Source organism: Paraflavitalea sp. CAU 1676, assembly GCF_029223285.1.
GTDB lineage: Bacteria > Bacteroidota > Bacteroidia > Chitinophagales > Chitinophagaceae > Paraflavitalea.
This window is the reverse complement of the sequence record NZ_JARHUJ010000005.1, coordinates 484145-502202: the sequence shown is the minus strand read 5'-3', so window position 1 is coordinate 502202 and position 18058 is coordinate 484145. Positions and strand designations below refer to the sequence as shown.

Here is an 18058-nt window from a genome sequence, read left to right as displayed (position 1 = left end):
GTTAAAACCCTAAGTTTAAACCAAGCGAAACCGTCCGGATAGACGGATACACATCGTAGGCTGCCGAATTATCCCGGTACGAGTACGGATTGTACAGGTTGATCGGGTTGGTGGCAACCACGAAGGCGCGGGCGCTACCCAGGCCAGCCGCATTGGTCCAGCGGATGGGCAGCGTATAACTCAGGTTGATGTTGGCGATGCGCCAGGCGAAAGAACTCACAAACCAGAAAGAAGAAGGCTTGTCATAGTTTTCAGAATAGTAAGGATTGGGATATTTTGCATTCGGATTATCCGGGCTCCACACATCCTTCCAAAACTCCGGACGATTCGAGGTAGCCGTTCCCTTTTTGTAGGCACTGCCTTCCAGCATATCCTGACCGCCAAACGCCATACCACTCACCACACTTAAGCTCAGGGTCTTGTAACTCACGCCAAAGTTGAAGCCCAACTGATAATGATTGTCAGCTTTGGGCGCTAAATAATCCAGGTCTTCTTCGGTGATCTTACCATCAGGTCCGCTGTATTGACCATTCACCTTAGGGCCACGTACATCCTCATAATAAAGCATACCGGGCTTGGGCGTTTGTCCAAAGATGGTATAGCCCGGGTTCTTCGCAACATAATCATCCACTTGTTGCTGCGAACGGAACATACCGAGGTAGCGGTAACCCATCTTGCCCAGGTCGCTCGACCGGTTGGCGGCATCGAGATAAGTACCCACATTACCCAGCGGCTGCGCCAGGATGATCAGCCTGTTATCGGCCCAGGAAAGGAAAGTATTGATATTGTAAGAAAGATCCCTGGTGATATTATCCTTCCAGCCGATCGACAATTCGTAACCAAAGCTTTTCGATTCACCAAAGTTTTCAGGAGGCAGGTTGCCACCGATCAGCAAAGAGGCGCCGGAAGTCAAAGTACTCAACTGGTTGGTGCGGTGATCGAGGAACGCATCGGCAGTCACCGACAGACGGCTGCTCAGGAACTGAAGATCAAGCCCTGCATTGTATTTTGTATTGTCATCCCACCTGATCTGGTAGTTGGCGATGGCCGTGTTGGGAAGGATCGCATATCCCCTGTCTGCATTGCCGCCAAATACAGGGGCCTTACCGGTTTGGGCTGCGTAGTTGGGCAGGTATTGGAACCCCTTGGTATTGTCGGTACCCAGCCAACCGATCGAAGCACGCACCTTCATGAAATCGATGAACGACACATTGCGCTTAAAGAACTCTTCCTGTGAAGCTACCCAGCCCAATGAGAAAGAAGGGAAATAACCCCAGCGGTATTCAGGCGCAAAGTTCGGATTCGCATCTGCACGTATAGAAAACTCTGCCAGGTACTTGCTGGCATAGTTGTAATTGAGGCGGCCTACATAGGCCAACCGGCCAAATTCAGTTTGGGTTTCATCGGTCGTGTTGGTGCCAAGGGCATAGTTCATATTGTCATCACCACCATTGATCACTCCTTCGCGCATGGCGTTCACGGCATCGGTTTCAGTTTCCGCCTGCTCGTAGCCCGCGAAGATCGAGAACTGATGGTCACCAAAGCTGCGCTCATAATTTAACGTAGCGTTCAGCTGGTAACGGTCGGCATAAGAAGGACTGATACGCACCCGGTCGCCATTGCTGAGCGTAATGGCATTGATGGGTGTACCGCCAAAAATATGGCTATGATCACCCAGCATGCTGAAACGGTACACGGTATACCGTGTACCAAACTGTTTACCAAAAGTATTGTCGAGGTTCTTACTGTAATTGACGCCGGCCCTCAACCCTTTGATGAAGGGTACTTCATAGTTCAGGGTTGCCTGTACATTCAAACCGTTGGTACGCGTAACCGTAGTATTGTTGGAACGTTGTATCTCGAAGAAGTGAAAATTCTCTACCTGGCTGTTCGTGGCCGAAGTCAGCAACACGGGCAAGCCATCTACGTAATAAGGATTGAACATCGGCGTACCAACCAACGTCTTCACGTCGTTATCGGCACTTTCACTGCCCTGCTTATTGTAATAACGTTTGTTTTGAGAAACATCGCCGCTCACCGACAGTCCTAGTTTCAACCCCGTGGTCAGCTTGATATCGGAACTGGCGCGGAACGTCCAGCGATCGGTATTGATATTATCGAAGTTCGATGTTTGGTTGATATAAGAAACACCGGCGAAATAAGTAGCCTTTTCCGAACCGCCGCTGATATTAAGCGCATGACGCATCGTCGTGGCAGGTTGCCAGGCCTCTTCCAGCCAATTGGTGCTGTTGTTTTTGAAATGCTCCAGTTCATCATCGGTATACCAGCGCGCATCGGTCTTGTATCCATTGGTTCCGTCAGCGATATAGTTCTTTTCCGCCATCACCAGGCTATTCAGGTAAGTAGCCTGTTGCAAACCATTCATCATCCTGGGCAGTTGCGCCGCATCCGCAATACCATATGACACCGTGTAGTTGATCTTCGGCGCACCCGCTTTACCTCTTTTGGTACGCACCACTACAACACCATTGGCGCCGAGGATACCATACACAGCCGCGGCGGCATCTTTTAAAACGGAAATATTCTCTATCTCAGACGCATCCAGTGCATTGAAATCATCCGGCGTGCGGATGATGTCGTCGATCACATAGATCGGGTTGGTAGACTGACCATCTTTTACAAAGAACGAAGGATTGCGGATGGTGATCGTAGCATTATCACCGGGACGGCCAAAACCGCCCGACACATTCACCCCCGCCATCTGTCCACGCAAAGCAGCCGACATGCTGCCCACCGGCAGATCCTGTATCTCTTTCATGGGCACAGTGGCTACCGCGCCCGTGAGGTGGATCTTCTTTTGCGCACCATACCCTACTACCACCACATCTTCCAGCTGCTTCTTGTCTTCAGCCAGCGTGATCGTCAGGTTGGTTCGCTCACCCACAGTCGTTTCCTGGTAAGCCATGCCAACATAAGTAAATTTCAATACCGACTCATTGCCCGACACCAGTATCGAAAACTGGCCCTTCGCATCCGTCAGCGTCGTCTGGTTCGTGCCCTTCAATCCAATGGTCACCCCTGGCAGAGGCTCCTTGGAGTCCTGGTTGTAAACAGTGCCCGTTACAGTTTTTTGCTGCGCCATGGCACAGAACGAGCCAAAGATGGCCAGCATCAGCAACATCAACCGGTTAAAAATTTGTGGGAACTTCATATGGCATCTAGTTTTTGGTATCCTGTTCCTGCAGCAGACCAGGAACATAAATGAATAGCTTTTTTGAAACTTGATTGAATGCTTATCGGGCGGCTTTCTCTTTCTTCCTTATTTCCCAGGCCTCTCGTTCTTTCTTCAGATCATATCCTTGTGCAGCGAGATAATTGTTGATACGTCCTTTATACTTACCAAACCACCAATGCTTTTTGTCAGATGATTCGGCGTCCATGGCATGATCGCGCGCTTCCACCAGCCAGGAATAGATTTGTTTCTTTTGTTCTTCCGTCAGGGAGGGGATCATATCGAGGTGGGCCTGGTACGTAGTGGGCAACACGCGGTACGTCATACCATCTTTTACTTGTTCGATTTGTTCATCGGTCAACACCATCTTCAACTGATCGATATATACGGAATGCTGGCGGGCCAGGTTTGCTTCTTTGTCGGCCTCTTCCTGCTTAACCGATTCGTCCAGCGCCTCTTTTGTGAGACCTGTGTTTTGCTTCAGTTGCTGCACCTTTAGCTTGCTGCCTTCATGAAGCTGGTTCAGTGCGCGGTACTGCGAAGCAATAATATCCTGTGCCTGCTTAAACTTCTTTTCGTCTTTGATAGCAAGCGCAGCAACAATCTTGCCCGCCCGCTCATGCACCACACGTACATAAGCAGTGTCTTCAGCAACAACAGTTGTCTGTTGAGCCTGAACACTGCCAGCATGTATAACCAGGAAACAAATAATAACAGCCTTATAGGTGGGATGAAGAATAGCCGCTTCAATGACAAGCAAATACCGTTTCATGAAGGATCTTTTTAATCGTTAGGCACAAATGGCAACTATAAAATCGAAGGCCATTCAAGCAAGCTAAAGGTACTGGCGTGCCCTACCGAAAACAATGTAAAGTTTCACTAAAATGATGGAATATTTTACTAAAAGGATAGCTGCATCACCATAGAGAAAAAGGGGTTATTTTTTAACGGAACGGATAGTGACCGAACCGCCTTGCAAACCTGCCGCAGTCGCTTCGATGGTAATGTCGCCGCCTACCCTGCCCGATTGGATGATCGCCAGGCACAAACCATGGTACGCCTTGTGTTCCTTGCCTTTAAACGATTCCAGGCTGGCCTGGTAACCATTGTCCATGGCAGCCAGCGAACCGTTACCTGTCAGATTTACCTTTATCGAAGGGTCCGCATCCTGTACTATGCTGCCCTTTTCATCCAAAATACGGATGGTTATAAAAGAAAGATCCTTGCCGTCGGCATGGATAATCTTCCTGTCGGGTATCAATTCCAGCCGGAAAGCTTTTCCGGCAGTTTTGATCGTCTTTTCCAGCACTGTTTCACCGCCCCTGCGCGACACCGCCCGCAGCTCGCCGGCCTCGAAAGGCACCCGCCACATCACATGCAGGTCATCACCATTTTTCCGTTGCACACCCAGCGACCGGCCGTTGAGAAAAAGCTCCACCTCATCGGCCTGGTTATAATACGCCCACACATCCACCACCTGCCCCGGCTGCCAGTTCCAATGCGGAAACACATGCAGCACCGGCTTATTCGTCCACTCACTTTGATACAGGTAATACACGTCTTTGGGAAAGCCCGCCAGGTCCACAATGCCATAATACGAACTCCGCGCCGGCCAGGGATAAGGCACCGGCTCGCCGAGATAATCGAAACCCGTCCACACAAACAGCCCCGATAGAAAAGGATGCTTTTTGATGATCTTCCACGTCGTTTCATGGGTAGATCCCCAATAGGCAGCCACCTGGTCAAAGGCCGATACGGTAAGATCAGCATTCCCGCCTTCCACATATTTCATGGGAGATTTCTGCGGCCAGAATTTCATGGTATCCGAAGGAAGATCATAATGCCCCCGCGTAGCCAGGGCCGACATATTTTCCGTGGCCAAAAAGGCTTTGCCGGGATAATGCTTTTGAAAGTCGGCATACACTTCGTGATGATAGTTCAACCCCACCACATCAAATACGCCCGACTGATACATGAAGTTCTTCGCTGGGTTCCATTCGCTCAGCGCAGCGATCACCGGCCTCGTAGTGTCCAGTGCTTTCACAATATCCACCAGCTCCCGCGTAAGCGTGATGCCCGTGCTATCGAATTGCTCTCTTATTTCATTGCCTATGCTCCACAAAAACACCGAAGGATGGTTGCGATCGCGTTTCACCTGGTCTTCCAGGTCGCGCCGGTGCCACTCGGGGAAATCGGCATAATAGTCGAACTTGTTTTTCTTCTTCCGCCACATATCAAACGCTTCATCGATCACCAGTAATCCCATCCTGTCGCATAAGTCCAGCAGCTCCGGCGCCGGTGGATTGTGCGCCGTACGGATCGCATTGGCGCCCATCGCTTTCATGATCTCCAGTTGCCGCTCCATCGCCCGCACGTTCACCGCCGCGCCCAAAGCGCCCAGGTCATGGTGCATACACACACCCAGGATCTTCAACGGCTCGTCATTCAGAAAAAATCCTTTATCGGCGTCGAACCGGAAATACCGCACGCCAAATGTCGTAGCATATTTGTCGATCACTTTACCGCCCTGCACTATACTGGTTACCGCCCTGTACAAATAGGGTCTGTTCACCGACCACAATTGAGGCGCAGCAACCTGCAAAGGCACCACTACGGCCTGCAAAGAGTCATGTAACACCACATCCTTCAAACCCTTTTCAGCTACTACCCTGCCCTTTGCATCGATGATCTTAGTGATCACTTCAACATATGGCGCCTGCTGCCCCACCCTGCGCAACTGCAACGCAACGCGAACGCTGGCAGCCTGCTTGGTAATAACCGGTGTCGTAACATAACTACCCCATTGATCCACCGCCACCCGATCCGTCACCACTACGCGCACATTGCGGTAAATGCCCGACCCTGTGTACCACCGCGAATTAGGTTGCTGACTATTATCCACCTTCACCGCGATCACATTAGCCACGTTCGGCTTCTGCAGGTAAGGCGTCAGGTCATATCCGAAAGAGATGTAGCCATTGGGCCGCTTGCCCAGGTAATGGCCATTGATCCATACTTCACTGTTGCGATAAATGCCATCAAACTCGATGGCCACCTGTTTACCCGCCAATCCGGCCGGCAACACAAACTTTTTACGGTACCAGCCGAAACCACCGGGCAACGAACCACCCTGATTGGTAGCAGGATGCTTCTCGTCGAAGCTGCCCTCGATGCTCCAGTCATGCGGCACATCCAGTACCCGCCAGCTTGCATCGTTGTAAGCAGCGGCGAAGGCCGCACTATCATTCCCCAGCCTGAACTTCCAGCCATAGTTGAAATCAATAACCCTTCGTTGGGCACACACAACACCCACACAAAAGAACACCAACAGGAAAGCCGTATATTTTTTAGCAGAAACCATAATAGAAAGATTGAGCCCACACCTTACTTTACAAACGAAATATTGCTTTTACCCTGATCAACAGACGTTGCCACCGCAATACCACGCTGATCTTTCTTGTTCACCGCACAGTAAAAATGATATACAATGCCTTTGTGTTTTACCACAAATGACTTGTGGGCAAAACGGTCATCATACGGTTCACTGCTCTTGATGAGGTCATCGCCCTGCCAGTCGGTCCAGTGCACCAGGTCGTACGAACACGCAAACCGGTTGAAAGCATCTTTGCGCCCCGTCCAGAAAGCACCGAAATAGAACATCACATACACATCACCAATCCGTTGGATCACCGCATCGCCGGTAATCCCCGCTGGGTGATGCATCACCGGCTCAACCTCAAATCGCTTCCAGTGCACCATATCATTCGAAACGGCCATACCGATGCGCTCAAACCAGCGCGTCTTGATATTATTGACCGCCGAATCGCCATTGGCATTGTAATACATCACAAAAGGATAACCCGTTTTCTTTTCTTTATCCCAGATCACCGTACTCTTGAATTGCTTTTTATTCTCCCACCACCGTACATCGGTATCCTTTGAGGTCAAAACCGGAGCCGGCAACCGTTGCCACTCATGCGCCTTCCAGGGCGACCCCTTGGTATAAGCCATCCCGATCGACAACAGGCCCGCCTCATACCCCTTTTCTGCACCACCGATATACGACATCCAGTATTTGCCGCTATACTTTTGCAATGCATAACTACCACCCCAGGTCATGTCCTGCAAAACGGGATAACCCGCCCGCTGGTTACCATCCCATTGGGAGGAGTCAGCCATCGAAAGCAGTTTACCTTTGGGCGTCCATTGCAACAGGTCCTTGCTTTCCGACAACCAGGTTTCATAGCCACGGCCATCGAACACGATATAGGTCATGTACCAGGTATCGCCTTTGCGAAAAACTGTCGGACAGTCGATCTTCTTCGAATCATCCGCCGGCACTACGACCATACCATATTTGAAAGGAGTTTTGATCTCCCCGTAAATACGTTGCATCACCGAATCGGCCACCAACTGCTGACCTTGAGCCCCCAGCATACAGCCAATCCAGCAAGCCAGCAACGCAATTAGATAGTCTCTTCTAAGCATAAGTTATTATTGAAAATCCATACCATCCACAGCCCAATTGTATTGCAGGGTCAGGGATAATCATCCGCCACCCCACCTGCATTTTAGTGTCAATAGTACCTTTATCGTTGGCAATATAAACAACCTGTTCCTTTCCATGCAAGATAAAAGACCTATAACTTCGGACCACTGGTAAAACCATCCACCGACAAACCCTGCACATTTTCAGTAACTAACGGACTGCCCCGCTTTACATTGATCCGCACCTTGTGCAACTCAACATCTTTGGCCTTGCGTATCGTAATGCCCTGCTCAGCTTCAAAGTAGGCATCACTCAAGCTGAATTCCTGCACCGGCATTTCTTCCAGGCCATTGATGTAAAGTGCCGTCTTGGTATAGGCAGTAATATTGCTGAGCCGGATATTGCGGAAAACCGGCGTTCTTTCACTCACTGGTTCAACCGGCACTTTGGCATATTCCATATCCAGTACGATCGCCTGGTCGCGGATATTCTTCATGATGATATTGTCCACCCGGATAACTTCCACCACACCACCACGGCCACGCGCCGTTTTGATGCGGATGCCACGGTCGGTACCGTCAAACACACAATTGCTGATGGTAATATTCCTGACACCGCCGCTCATTTCGCTGCCGATCACTACGCCGCCATGTCCGCTAAGCATAGTACAATTCGTAATGGTATAGTTCTGTGCGGGCGCTGCCTTGGTGCGGCCCGGCACATCCTTGCCCGATTTGATCGTGATACAATCATCGCCCACACTGATATGGCAATTGCTGATGTGCACGTATTTGCACGACTCGGGATTGATGCCGTCTGTATTGGGCGAAGGAGGATTGTTGATGGTAACACCGGTCACCGTTACATTCTCGCAGAACTCCGGATTCACGGTCCAGAACGGCGAGTTGCGAATGGTGATGCCCTCGATCAACACGTTCTTGCAGAACATGGGCTGAATAAACGGGGGACGCAGAAAGCCCCGTTTCATTTGTTTTGGGTCATCGGGCAGCAGGATGTCTTTGTTCAGACCATCAAAGATCAACTGCCACTTACTACGCTCCTGCCCTTCTTTGTAGCCTTCCACAAAATGCCACCACTTACGGCCATGGCCATCGATGATACCACGCCCTTTGATGGCAATATTCTCCGCCTCATACGCATAGAACAGGGGCGAAAAGCTGGTCACATCAACACCTTCATACCGGCTCTTCACCATGGGCAGGTAGTCGTCGAAGTCGTCGCTGAAATGCAACTCAGCACCGGCATCGATCAGGATGGTGATATTGCTTTTCAGGTGGATCGGCCCGGTAAGGTATTTCCCGGCAGGAAAGTACACCGTACCGCCGCCTGCCTTGGAAGCGGCGGCAATGGCTTTGGCGATGGCGGCAGTGGCCTTGCGGCTGCTGTCGTTGTGCGCGCCATACTTGACGACGTTATAATAAGATTGTCCAAAGCTACCGGCAGAAACGGCCAGACAGGAAAAGAGAACAAGGATTGGCAGAACACATTTCATATGGCAATGATGAAGATTCAAAACAATCGGGCACACCTGATAACATCATGAGCCCCAACCTATTCGCATTAAAGGTAGTAGACTGGCGTCCTCAGGCAATGTCACGAATGGCTGAAATGATGGACTATTTTACTATTCTCCGGCGGCCCGGGCGGCACGCAAAAGGCCGTTTCGCATCCTCGCAACTGGCCGTAAACCAGAAACTTAAAGTGCGGGTTGGAATACTCCAACTCCTGTTTGCAACATTGATTAATGATAAATTTGGTATAGCAGCTATCCTTTTTCTGTAAAACCAAAAAACCTTATCGCTATGCAAAAGAAAATTGCCGAAGCGGCGCAGGAGAAATTAAAGACCGCCGCCGTCCTCATCCTGAAGGACATCCACATTCATTATTCCATACCCCAGCTGAGCCGCATCGTCGAGCTCGATGAGCCCACCCTTAAGTATGGGTTCAAGCAGATGTATGGCACTGGCCCCTACGAGTACCTGCAGGTGGCCCGACTGAAAGAAGCAGCCTCGCTCATTAAAGAGACCGACCTGCCCATTGCAGAGATCGCGCATCGTTGTGGCTACAATCATGCCACGAACCTCACGGCCGCATTCCGCAGAAAGTTCCAGATGCTTCCCAGTGACCTCCGGAAGAAAATATTACCAGAGGCATAGACCATCAACATTCGAAACCCCAACACCAGCACTAGAACCCGGCTCGTAACAAAGGCCGGGTTTATTGTTGGCAGTAAGTAGTAAGCCCGGCGGGGCTTCAGCTGCTTCCGCCGTTGCCACTACCTCCATCGCCAAAGGTCCTTCTTCCGGTTTGAGCACCAGTATGCCTTCAGCGTCTACTACCAACTCAGCAGGTGCAGCGCTCGCAATAGCCGCCACCCGCCTGTCAAATTCCGCCAGCAACTCCGCCTGCAGTTCAATGACCTCCGGCGAAAGCAATTCCGTCTCCTGTTCCATTACGTCCGGCGATAGCAGCCCCACTTTCAGATCCCCCACCTCCGTCGATACCAGCTCCGTTTCGTGGTCCGTCATTTCCGGCGTAATCTCCCTCACCTCCCGCACCATCTTCTCCTGCGAAGTTCCGCTCAGCTCCTCCTCCGTCACCGCTTCCGAAGACCGATCGGCCCTACCCATGTCCACCTCCGTGGCCGCCACCCCATTATCGCCCCCAGCAGCATCCTCCAAAGCCGCCACCCAGGCCGGTTCCACCGCGCAGGCAAAACACGGCTGCTCCTGCACCAACAACGCCGCCATCTCCGCCCGGTTCAGTTCAATCTGCTGCACTTCCTGCACATTCCAGCATTTCATCATCCGCATCGAACCGCCCTTCACCTCTTTCCACCCTTTCGCCGTCGTCTCGTAATACTCGATGCCCCAAAGCCAGAACCCCGCCATGCCGGCATGCTCCTGCAGCAGGTGTTCCACCTCGAAAGACGCGCAATGCTTATTGCCGATCGGATGATATTCACTGTGGATCAGGTCACGTACAAAGTTCCGCTTCCCGAAGTCGATATAGACCAGTCCGGATACAATTCTATAATGCGTGGCCCTTTCAGGCATTTTCTTTTTACGCCTGAGGCGGAAACCCGGCATCGACACCCGTACCCTGTCATCCTGTATCCGGTGACTATCGGGCAGGTTCACCGGCAACAGGTCATCCAATGAAGTCTTCTTGTTGAATTCGAAACCATCCAATAGGCTAAGGTCCGTCTCCGTCAGTTTCCGCTCACCCCAACCACTCACGGGATCGCGCTGCAAAGCGCCCAGCAGCCAGGTGCACATCCGCCACGATAAACTGTGCAGCCGCAGGCCGTCAGCCGCATTGCCCATCGCCTGCCTGAAAAGCTTACCCGCCGCCGAAGCCCGGCCAAATTCCGCTGCCTGCCGCCGCGAGCCGGCAAACTGATGCCCATGCTTCATCTGCCAGGCGTTCGGACTCCCCTTTTCTTTACAATAGGTTTCTCCCTCAAACTCATAAAAGCTGAAGCCCCCGGCGGAACCCCGCAACTTTAAAAGACCAACAACCTTTGCCATGTGATAAGTTTTAATGATGAATAATACCGTACTGCACCAACCGCCCGGATTCACCAAACGGAAGACATCCCTATCTTAATAGGATGCAAAACCCACCCATATTCCATAAATAAAACATATCTTTTTTCACTACTATCTGTTTTAACGATACAGTTAGAATACGGAAAAACAAAAGAGGTAGATTTGCCTACCTATAACCCCCACCCACACCGTGAAAAATATCTTCAAAGGACGCTTCTGGAACTACGGCAAATGGTTTGTCGTATTGTTTTTTGCCATGCTCATTTTCAGGCTTGCCTATGGATACATTACCAGCAGCCTGTCGCAGGGTGGCGATTATTCTTCCGACTATTTTGACGGGGTAGCGAACCTGCGGAAAAACTATGCCAGTGAAAAGCAATACTTAAAAAACGACGTTCCCGCAGATGCCCAAAACGCATCCTCCCAGAAATACGAGAAAACGGCCTCGATAAAATCGAAGAGCGCTCAGTTTGAGGAAGGTGTAAAACAGATCAATAGCGAGACCAGCAAATTTGGAGGAGTTGTTCAATATGAAAAGAATACGGGCAATAAAGGCAATCGGGAAATTCACTTGCTGATCGGGATCAGCCCTGATAAGTTCGACAGTTTCTATGTGAAGATCCAGCACATCGGCGATGTTAAAGCAAAAGAAGTAACCAAGGTTGATAAAACAAATGAATACCGGCAGTTGAATGCCAAAAAGGCATCGCTGGAGAAAACGCTCGCCTCCTTAAATGAACTCAAAGCCAAAGGCGGCGTGATCAGTGATTTTGTGGCCCTGCACGATAAGATCCTGGAAATAGAAACCCAGCTGCAGGCACTGGGGGTAGAACTGGGTAATTTTGATACGGAAAATGAGTTTTGCACGGTGAAGTTTTCGCTCTACGAAGGCGCCACGCACAAAGGCGTACCATTTATCCAACGGTTAAAAGTAGCCCTCGAATGGACCATCGATTATTACGCCGTATTGATGGTTTGTTTGTTTGGGGCAGCGCTCACTGTATTATTCCTGCTGCTCATTCTCGATAAACTCAATGTGATGAAAGTATTGAACAAATGATCAGGGGGCTCTCCCCCTGCCCACCTCCCGCCACCTCCCTGGCCCCCGTCTATTCACTCCCCGTTCAATTCCCGGGTACTCCCCGGGTAAGTCGTGGTCATCTCAACAGGAACTCAATACGAACCGCGAGGGAACTCAAAAGGAACCGTGAAGCAACTGCCCTCAAAAGCAGGCCCAATGCGGAAATTCTCCGAATTAAACTGGCAAACCCAGCCCCATAGCGGACTTGATCAGAATCGCACAAAACAAAGACCGCCCAGCCCCAACTAAAGCGCCTCCAGGTCCACCCGAAGCGCCATATGGCGATCCACTTTATGCCCCGCTCCCCCACCCCACCCTAAAAAACTGAGGGCCGCCCAAAAGGGCAGCCCTGCACTTAAAACTAACAGAGAAGAGAAAAACATTCTTCAACAACCGGAACCCGGTTGAGCAACACAAATGCGCGGCAGAACCAGACACGCAGGCCCGGCCGCAGAAACCCTGTTAGTCAGGAATCTTATCTCGAATGCAAAAAATAACCGTCTTATGAATGGTAAAGCATCAGCAGTACAGAAAGTAGCGCATAGGTGCAGTAATGACAATACATTGGAAGATCCAAGGCATTCTCTCATGTGACAGTTAGTTTAAAACCCGATACACGATAAATATATCAAAAAAACCGATCGGTGCCACAAGCGTACAGAAAAACTTAGCACATAAAAATGGCCGATCACCCCAAAAGGCAGATCAGCCATCATAAACTACTTAACAATCAATATACAGACGGTTAATTATTCGAAGATCCAATCAACTTCCTGCCTGCTGCTTTTATCCTGCAGGCCCGCATCATACACCCGCAGCGGCGCCTCCTCTGCCGCAAATCCCAGCAACAGGCACGCGCCCTTCGCCAGCTGCAACACATTCTTACCCGGTTTAAAAGAGTAAGTATGGATGTTGATCGCCGGCAGCCCCTCGATAAACACACCATTCGCCACCTTCACCTCTGCCTGCCCATAATCATTGGCCGCCGCATTTGTCTCCAGTTCCGGCGCAGGCAGCAACCCCGGCTTTTTGCCGGCAAAGAATCCCACCAGTAATTTCACCGGCTTCTCCGTAGTGAACGAAACCGTAGTCCCCTCCCGCACCTGCTGTGCCCAGTTGGTTTGGATCCCCTCCAGTTGCGCCAGCTCAGGAATCACGCGCTTGAGCGTAAACAAACTATCGCCAAACGTGCGTGCACCGGGCACCGCCGCATAGCGCCCCACCACAACACCCCGCACATCCACCAACGCCGCAGCCAGCACCGGGTCAGCCACCCTTACGGCATTCACAGCAGTCCCCAGCGAATCGATGCGCCTGTTCAGTTGCACCAATTCCTTTTCAAACTCCGGCAAAACCTCCCACCAGTTCTTATAAGTTGCATTCACCCCTCTGAAAGGAATTTTGCGTTGTTGCGTTTGCATACTGTTCGCATATCGGTAAGTGCTTTTGGTAAGATCGGTGAGTTTCCTGTACCACGAAACACTCGCCTCCAGCGGACTCACCACCTGCTTCAGGTCATTGAGATCACCACTGTATTTATACCGCAGCGCCTTCATGGCCGCCAATGCTTTATAAGCATAGTGATTGGCCAAAGCCTGGTAGATCAGCATATCATTCTTCAGCCGGATAAATTCTTCCTGGTTGCGCGTAACACCTTCCCCGGCCGCTTCAATGGCGTCCACCGCCAGTTGGCCATGCGCCCGCACCTCACTGATCACCGTCAGCGGTGTTTCACCAATATGCGGCAACCCCTTCCAGTCTTTCTCGGCATATTCGATCAGCATCTCTCCCTCCGGACCTTCCGAATTATACAACAACTCAAAGAGCCCAAACCGTTTTGGGTTCACCAGCTGCGGCATCGTCATACCCAGCGTCAGCGTTTGCCGGTTACCATCCGTAATCCCAAATCGGCGCAACAATTTCGGCGCAATCTCGCCCGACTCCTCGTAGGCTTTCAATAGCTGCTTCCCCTGCTCCACACTGCAACCATAGCGTTCCGCCAACTGGCCCGCCCAGTAATCCACCTCACCACCACGCTCACGCTGAGCATCCCACGCATAGCGCGCCCACTCGCGGTACCAGATCCAATCACGCTCCACCTGCAACAGCAAACCATGCGACGTGCTATCCGCCGCATATGGCCAGTCCCAGTAAGAAGCCTGCGGATACAAATGCAAACCATTTGCTTCATACGTCGAGTGCATCGCCTGCACCGACTTTTGTATAAAATCCGCCGACCCATACCGGAAAGGTTCGAGGTTGGCGAGGATATGTACATTCTCGATCTGCACCGTACCAATACGGCTCAGGGTACGATGCAACTCCGCCCAGGGGCCGCGTGGCGTATAGGTCGTCAACGCTTCACCGTTGAACTTCGCCTCAGTATATAAGTTCTTGTACAAAGGCAAGGCCTCCTTCATCACCGCCGGCGCATCCGTATCATGCGCCCTTAACACGATCGGCGGCTCATCCGTTCTGCCCAAGGCTTTCAGCCCATCCCGTACACCGGGAATAATAGTCTTGGTAAACCACTCAACATCATCTTTGCCCACCCCTTCCATCGCTTCGCCCAGACAAACAAGCAAGCCAACGTTCGGATACTTCTCTACAAAAGCAGCGATCGACTTGCGCGTATAATCGGCAATGAGTGGGGTGATGGGTCGCTCCCGGTCCTGCGTCTTGATGCCATGATGTTCCGCAAAAGGTTTGGACACGATGATATTGTAAAACATCTGGATCACCCAGATGCCGCGCTTATCGGCCTCCTGCGTAAGGAAGCGGTACATCTCTTCATTCTTTTTAAAAGTAGCCTCATCCACTTCCACTGCATAAGGATAATCCTTCAGCTTCACCAAAGAAGCAAAAGGATGACCATTCCACAGGTACAGCGAATTGTACCGGTTGGCTACCAGCGTATCGAGATATTGCAACCACAATTTCTTATCATAGAACCAGGGGAATGTTTCGGGCGTATAAGGGTACTCGTATACCGTACGACCCGGCAGGTAATAAGGCTTCTGTACACCAATGCAGGTGCCCCGCAAAACCATCTGCGGACGATCACGCAGATCGATGGCATCGGGCAACGCTTTCGCGCGCCGCACCTGCTCAGCCAGCTCCAGGCAACCATACAAAGCCCCCGAAGCATCAGCTCCCGCAATGAGGATCACATTCGATCGCCGCCTGATCACAAAGCCCTCCTTGCCCAGCTTTGCCGTATCTACCCCAAACTGCTTCACGTACGCCAATACCGCGGCTTCCTTGAGCGTACCCGCCAGTATCTGCGGCGTGCGACCACCATAACTGGCTTTCTTCGCGATCACCACCTGGTAACCCGTTTCCTGCAAAGCCTTGCTGATCTGTTCCGTGCCATAGGCAATACGCGCCACGGCATCATGGCGCACCACCACAGCAAAAGGCTTCTTCTGCGCCCACACCGGAGCCGCCATCACTACGCCTGATAAGATCAGGAAATACCTGCACATCCAACGCATCATAAGTCGATCGATTAGAGAATATCAGCCAATAAAATAGATTGTTTGCCATCCGAGCGATAGGCAGCCTCCACGCAGGCCATGGTATCGATAGCATCTTCTACGGAATTATCCGGGCGCTCACGCTTGCCCGCAGCCACCTCCATCAGTTGGCGCATGCAGCCCATGAAAGCATGAGGAAACCAGTTCCCTTCCAAAGCAACAGACTGCCACACTGGTTCAACACCTTCCTGCAACACCACATACTCCAGCCTGTCTGCTTGCCCGTGGGGATAATCCATCAACACACCCAGGTGAATACGGATAGCTCCCTTCGTGCCTTCCAGCTTAATGAACGAATGTTGGTGCTGCAAGCCATATACATGACAATGATTGGTAAGAATATTGGCACGCAGCCAATCGCCATAATCCAGCACGATACTGCTGCGCACCGAAGCCAGCTCCTGCATCAAAGGATGCTTCACCGTTTTGGCAAACACACCCACAGGATTACCGGCCAACTGGCGTATCAGGTCGATGTAATGAATACTATGATAGAGAATTTCTACGCGGGGAGAAGAAAAAAGAAATGGCCAGAGGTTCCAGGGCGTATGCACATTTACATTCACTTCAATATCACACAACTCACCGATCGTACCGGCATCGATCAGCGCACGCGCCACCTCGATAAAGGGAGCATACCGCAGTTGAAAGTTGACAGCCGCCACCAGTTGTTTTGATCTTGCCAGTGCCACTATCTCTTTCGCCTGCGCATAATCCATCCCCATCGGCTTCTGCATCAGCACCAACGAGCCGGCCGGCAACACCGTCAACAACTTCGTAAGATGATCGGCCGGCACCGCAATATCATAGATACCGCTACTCCCCGCCGCAGCCACCAGGCCGCCAAGGGTATCAAACACCGCGGGAATGCCAAATCGATCCGCAGTAGCTTGCGCCTTCGCCACGTCGATATCATAAATGCCCGCAACCGGGTAACCCGCCAGCTGATAAGCCGGCAAATGCGCGTCATTAACAATACCACCCGCCCCGATAATATAAATAAAAGGAGAACTCATTAATATGCAGATCTTTTAGTGCGAAACCGCATCATCACCCAGGTAATTACCCACCGTGAGCACGATCACCGCAACAGTCAATACAAAGAGCGCAGTCCCCAGCTTTAGCCTGGTCGCCTTGCTGCTACTGCTCCACTCCTTCAGCAAAATGCCTGCAATGGAACTCAACAATACCAGCATGATCATGTGAATAGCCCAGCTGCTGAATTTATAACTGCCCATGCGCAAATGTCCCAATCCATAAAAGAAGAATTGGCCATACCACAACAGGCCCGTCAGTGCCGCCATCGCAAAGTTCATGCCCAGCACACCACTTACGCCAACAGTTGCCCGCGCGGCTCCCACCGAAGCACTTACAGGTTTTCTATCCCCGCTCGCACTGGCATCATGGCCAGCGCCCGCTAGAACACCTCCACCGGTATATTCACCCAAGGTCTTCTCCTTGTTATGGAGATATAAACAATACAACAACGTTGTAACAAATGCTCCTGCATTCGAAAAGATATAGATCACATTGCCCTGAAAATTGCCCGCACCATAACGCGCAGCAATATCGGCAATCGGTTTACCCTGGTCCAGCGAAAAGCCATACACGGCAGAAAGAATGCCTGCCAGCAAACACAAAGGCAACCCTTTGCTCAAGGAGAAACCGCCGCCCGCAACATGCGCCTGCGCAAGGTCCTTCTCTTTACTCCTTCCCGCAACACCGCATATAGCAATGCCCAAAGCGCCCAGCGCAATACCCGTCATCACCCAGCCTGCCCCCGTTTTATCAAACACCGCACTGAGTTCGCCCCGCACCAACGGCGGAATCAGCGTTCCCAGCACACACGAAATACCAACAGAAATAGCATAGGTAAGCGAGAACCCAACATAGCGGATCGCCATGCCAAAAGCTGTACCGCCTACGCCATATGCCATCCCAAGCGCAAAGGTCTTCCACAACACATCCGCCGGCGCCTCCCGCAATACCGTCCCCAGTTGCGGGATGGTGAGCCACGCAACGATCACCGGCAACAACAGCCAGCACACCGAAGCCTGCGCCAGCCAGTAGGTTTGCCACGACCAGCCCAGCACCTTCTTCTGCGGCGTATAACAAAGCGCCGCGCTAGAAGCGCCTACAGAATGAAACAGCACACCGGCCAATACTTCCATGGTTTACGGGATTTAT

The 18058-nt window shown here is 51.5% G+C and carries 11 protein-coding genes; 2 read left to right on the top strand and 9 right to left on the bottom strand.

Features of this window, described 5'->3' with window-relative positions; genetic code table 11:
• Nucleotide 1: 1 nt before the first annotated feature.
• The 5 genes from P2H89_RS18480 to P2H89_RS18460 all read right to left on the bottom strand — a co-directional run bounded on the left by P2H89_RS18480 (nt 2) and on the right by P2H89_RS18460 (nt 9195).
• Nucleotides 2-3172, bottom strand: coding sequence for a TonB-dependent receptor (locus P2H89_RS18480; protein WP_275829542.1), 3171 nt, complete (start codon nt 3170-3172; stop codon nt 2-4).
• A gap of 82 nt (nt 3173-3254) precedes the next feature.
• Nucleotides 3255-3965: a DUF3826 domain-containing protein gene (locus P2H89_RS18475; protein WP_275829540.1), complete on the bottom strand. Its 711-nt coding sequence runs from the start codon at nt 3963-3965 to the stop codon at nt 3255-3257.
• Nucleotides 3966-4130: 165 nt separating this feature from the next.
• Nucleotides 4131-6554, bottom strand: a complete 2424-nt coding sequence (locus P2H89_RS18470) for a glycoside hydrolase family 2 TIM barrel-domain containing protein (RefSeq protein ID WP_275829538.1) — start codon at nt 6552-6554, stop codon at nt 4131-4133.
• Nucleotides 6555-6577: 23 nt separating this feature from the next.
• A complete protein-coding gene (locus P2H89_RS18465; protein WP_275829536.1) occupies nt 6578-7681 on the bottom strand; it encodes a glycosylase in 1104 nt (367 codons plus the stop codon).
• 152 nt (nt 7682-7833) lie between these two features.
• A complete protein-coding gene (locus P2H89_RS18460; RefSeq protein ID WP_275829533.1) occupies nt 7834-9195 on the bottom strand; it encodes a glycoside hydrolase family 28 protein in 1362 nt (453 codons plus the stop codon).
• Between the two features lie 310 nt (nt 9196-9505).
• Between P2H89_RS18460 and P2H89_RS18455 the strand changes: the two genes are divergently transcribed.
• On the top strand, nt 9506-9859 hold the full coding sequence (locus tag P2H89_RS18455) for an AraC family transcriptional regulator (protein ID WP_275829531.1): 354 nt from the start codon (nt 9506-9508) through the stop codon (nt 9857-9859).
• Here P2H89_RS18455 and P2H89_RS18450 read toward each other — a convergent pair.
• Nucleotides 9845-11233, bottom strand: a complete 1389-nt coding sequence (locus P2H89_RS18450) for a hypothetical protein (RefSeq protein WP_275829529.1) — start codon at nt 11231-11233, stop codon at nt 9845-9847. The genes P2H89_RS18455 and P2H89_RS18450 overlap by 15 nt on opposite strands.
• Nucleotides 11234-11444: 211 nt before the next feature.
• On the opposite strand from P2H89_RS18450, the gene P2H89_RS18445 reads away from it, so the two are divergent.
• Nucleotides 11445-12314, top strand: a complete 870-nt coding sequence (locus tag P2H89_RS18445; RefSeq protein WP_275829527.1) for a DUF4349 domain-containing protein — start codon at nt 11445-11447, stop codon at nt 12312-12314.
• Nucleotides 12315-13084: 770 nt separating this feature from the next.
• Here the strand turns inward: P2H89_RS18445 and P2H89_RS18440 are convergent.
• From P2H89_RS18440 to P2H89_RS18430, 3 genes are read right to left on the bottom strand one after another with little or no spacing between them, the layout of a single operon-like run.
• Nucleotides 13085-15832 (bottom strand): hypothetical protein, encoded by a 2748-nt coding sequence (locus P2H89_RS18440; protein WP_275829525.1) that lies wholly within the window; start codon nt 15830-15832, stop codon nt 13085-13087.
• 11 nt (nt 15833-15843) lie between these two features.
• On the bottom strand, nt 15844-16887 hold the full coding sequence (locus tag P2H89_RS18435) for a Gfo/Idh/MocA family oxidoreductase (RefSeq protein ID WP_275829523.1): 1044 nt from the start codon (nt 16885-16887) through the stop codon (nt 15844-15846).
• A 15-nt stretch (nt 16888-16902) separates the two neighbouring features.
• Nucleotides 16903-18042, bottom strand: coding sequence for an L-rhamnose/proton symporter RhaT (locus P2H89_RS18430; RefSeq protein ID WP_275829521.1), 1140 nt, complete (start codon nt 18040-18042; stop codon nt 16903-16905).
• Nucleotides 18043-18058 lie beyond the last annotated feature (16 nt).

Bases quoted from the DNA above. Each gene is read 5' to 3' on its own strand.
- P2H89_RS18480 (WP_275829542.1), bottom strand. From the start codon at position 3,172: ATGAAGTTCCCACAAATTTTTAACCGGTTGATGTTGCTGATGCTGGCC.
- P2H89_RS18475 (WP_275829540.1), bottom strand. From the start codon at position 3,965: ATGAAACGGTATTTGCTTGTCATTGAAGCGGCTATTCTTCATCCCACC.
- P2H89_RS18470 (WP_275829538.1), bottom strand. From the start codon at position 6,554: ATGGTTTCTGCTAAAAAATATACGGCTTTCCTGTTGGTGTTCTTTTGT.
- P2H89_RS18465 (WP_275829536.1), bottom strand. From the start codon at position 7,681: ATGCTTAGAAGAGACTATCTAATTGCGTTGCTGGCTTGCTGGATTGGC.
- P2H89_RS18460 (WP_275829533.1), bottom strand. From the start codon at position 9,195: ATGAAATGTGTTCTGCCAATCCTTGTTCTCTTTTCCTGTCTGGCCGTT.
- P2H89_RS18455 (WP_275829531.1), top strand. From the start codon at position 9,506: ATGCAAAAGAAAATTGCCGAAGCGGCGCAGGAGAAATTAAAGACCGCC.
- P2H89_RS18450 (WP_275829529.1), bottom strand. From the start codon at position 11,233: ATGGCAAAGGTTGTTGGTCTTTTAAAGTTGCGGGGTTCCGCCGGGGGC.
- P2H89_RS18440 (WP_275829525.1), bottom strand. From the start codon at position 15,832: ATGATGCGTTGGATGTGCAGGTATTTCCTGATCTTATCAGGCGTAGTG.
- P2H89_RS18435 (WP_275829523.1), bottom strand. From the start codon at position 16,887: ATGAGTTCTCCTTTTATTTATATTATCGGGGCGGGTGGTATTGTTAAT.
- P2H89_RS18430 (WP_275829521.1), bottom strand. From the start codon at position 18,042: ATGGAAGTATTGGCCGGTGTGCTGTTTCATTCTGTAGGCGCTTCTAGC.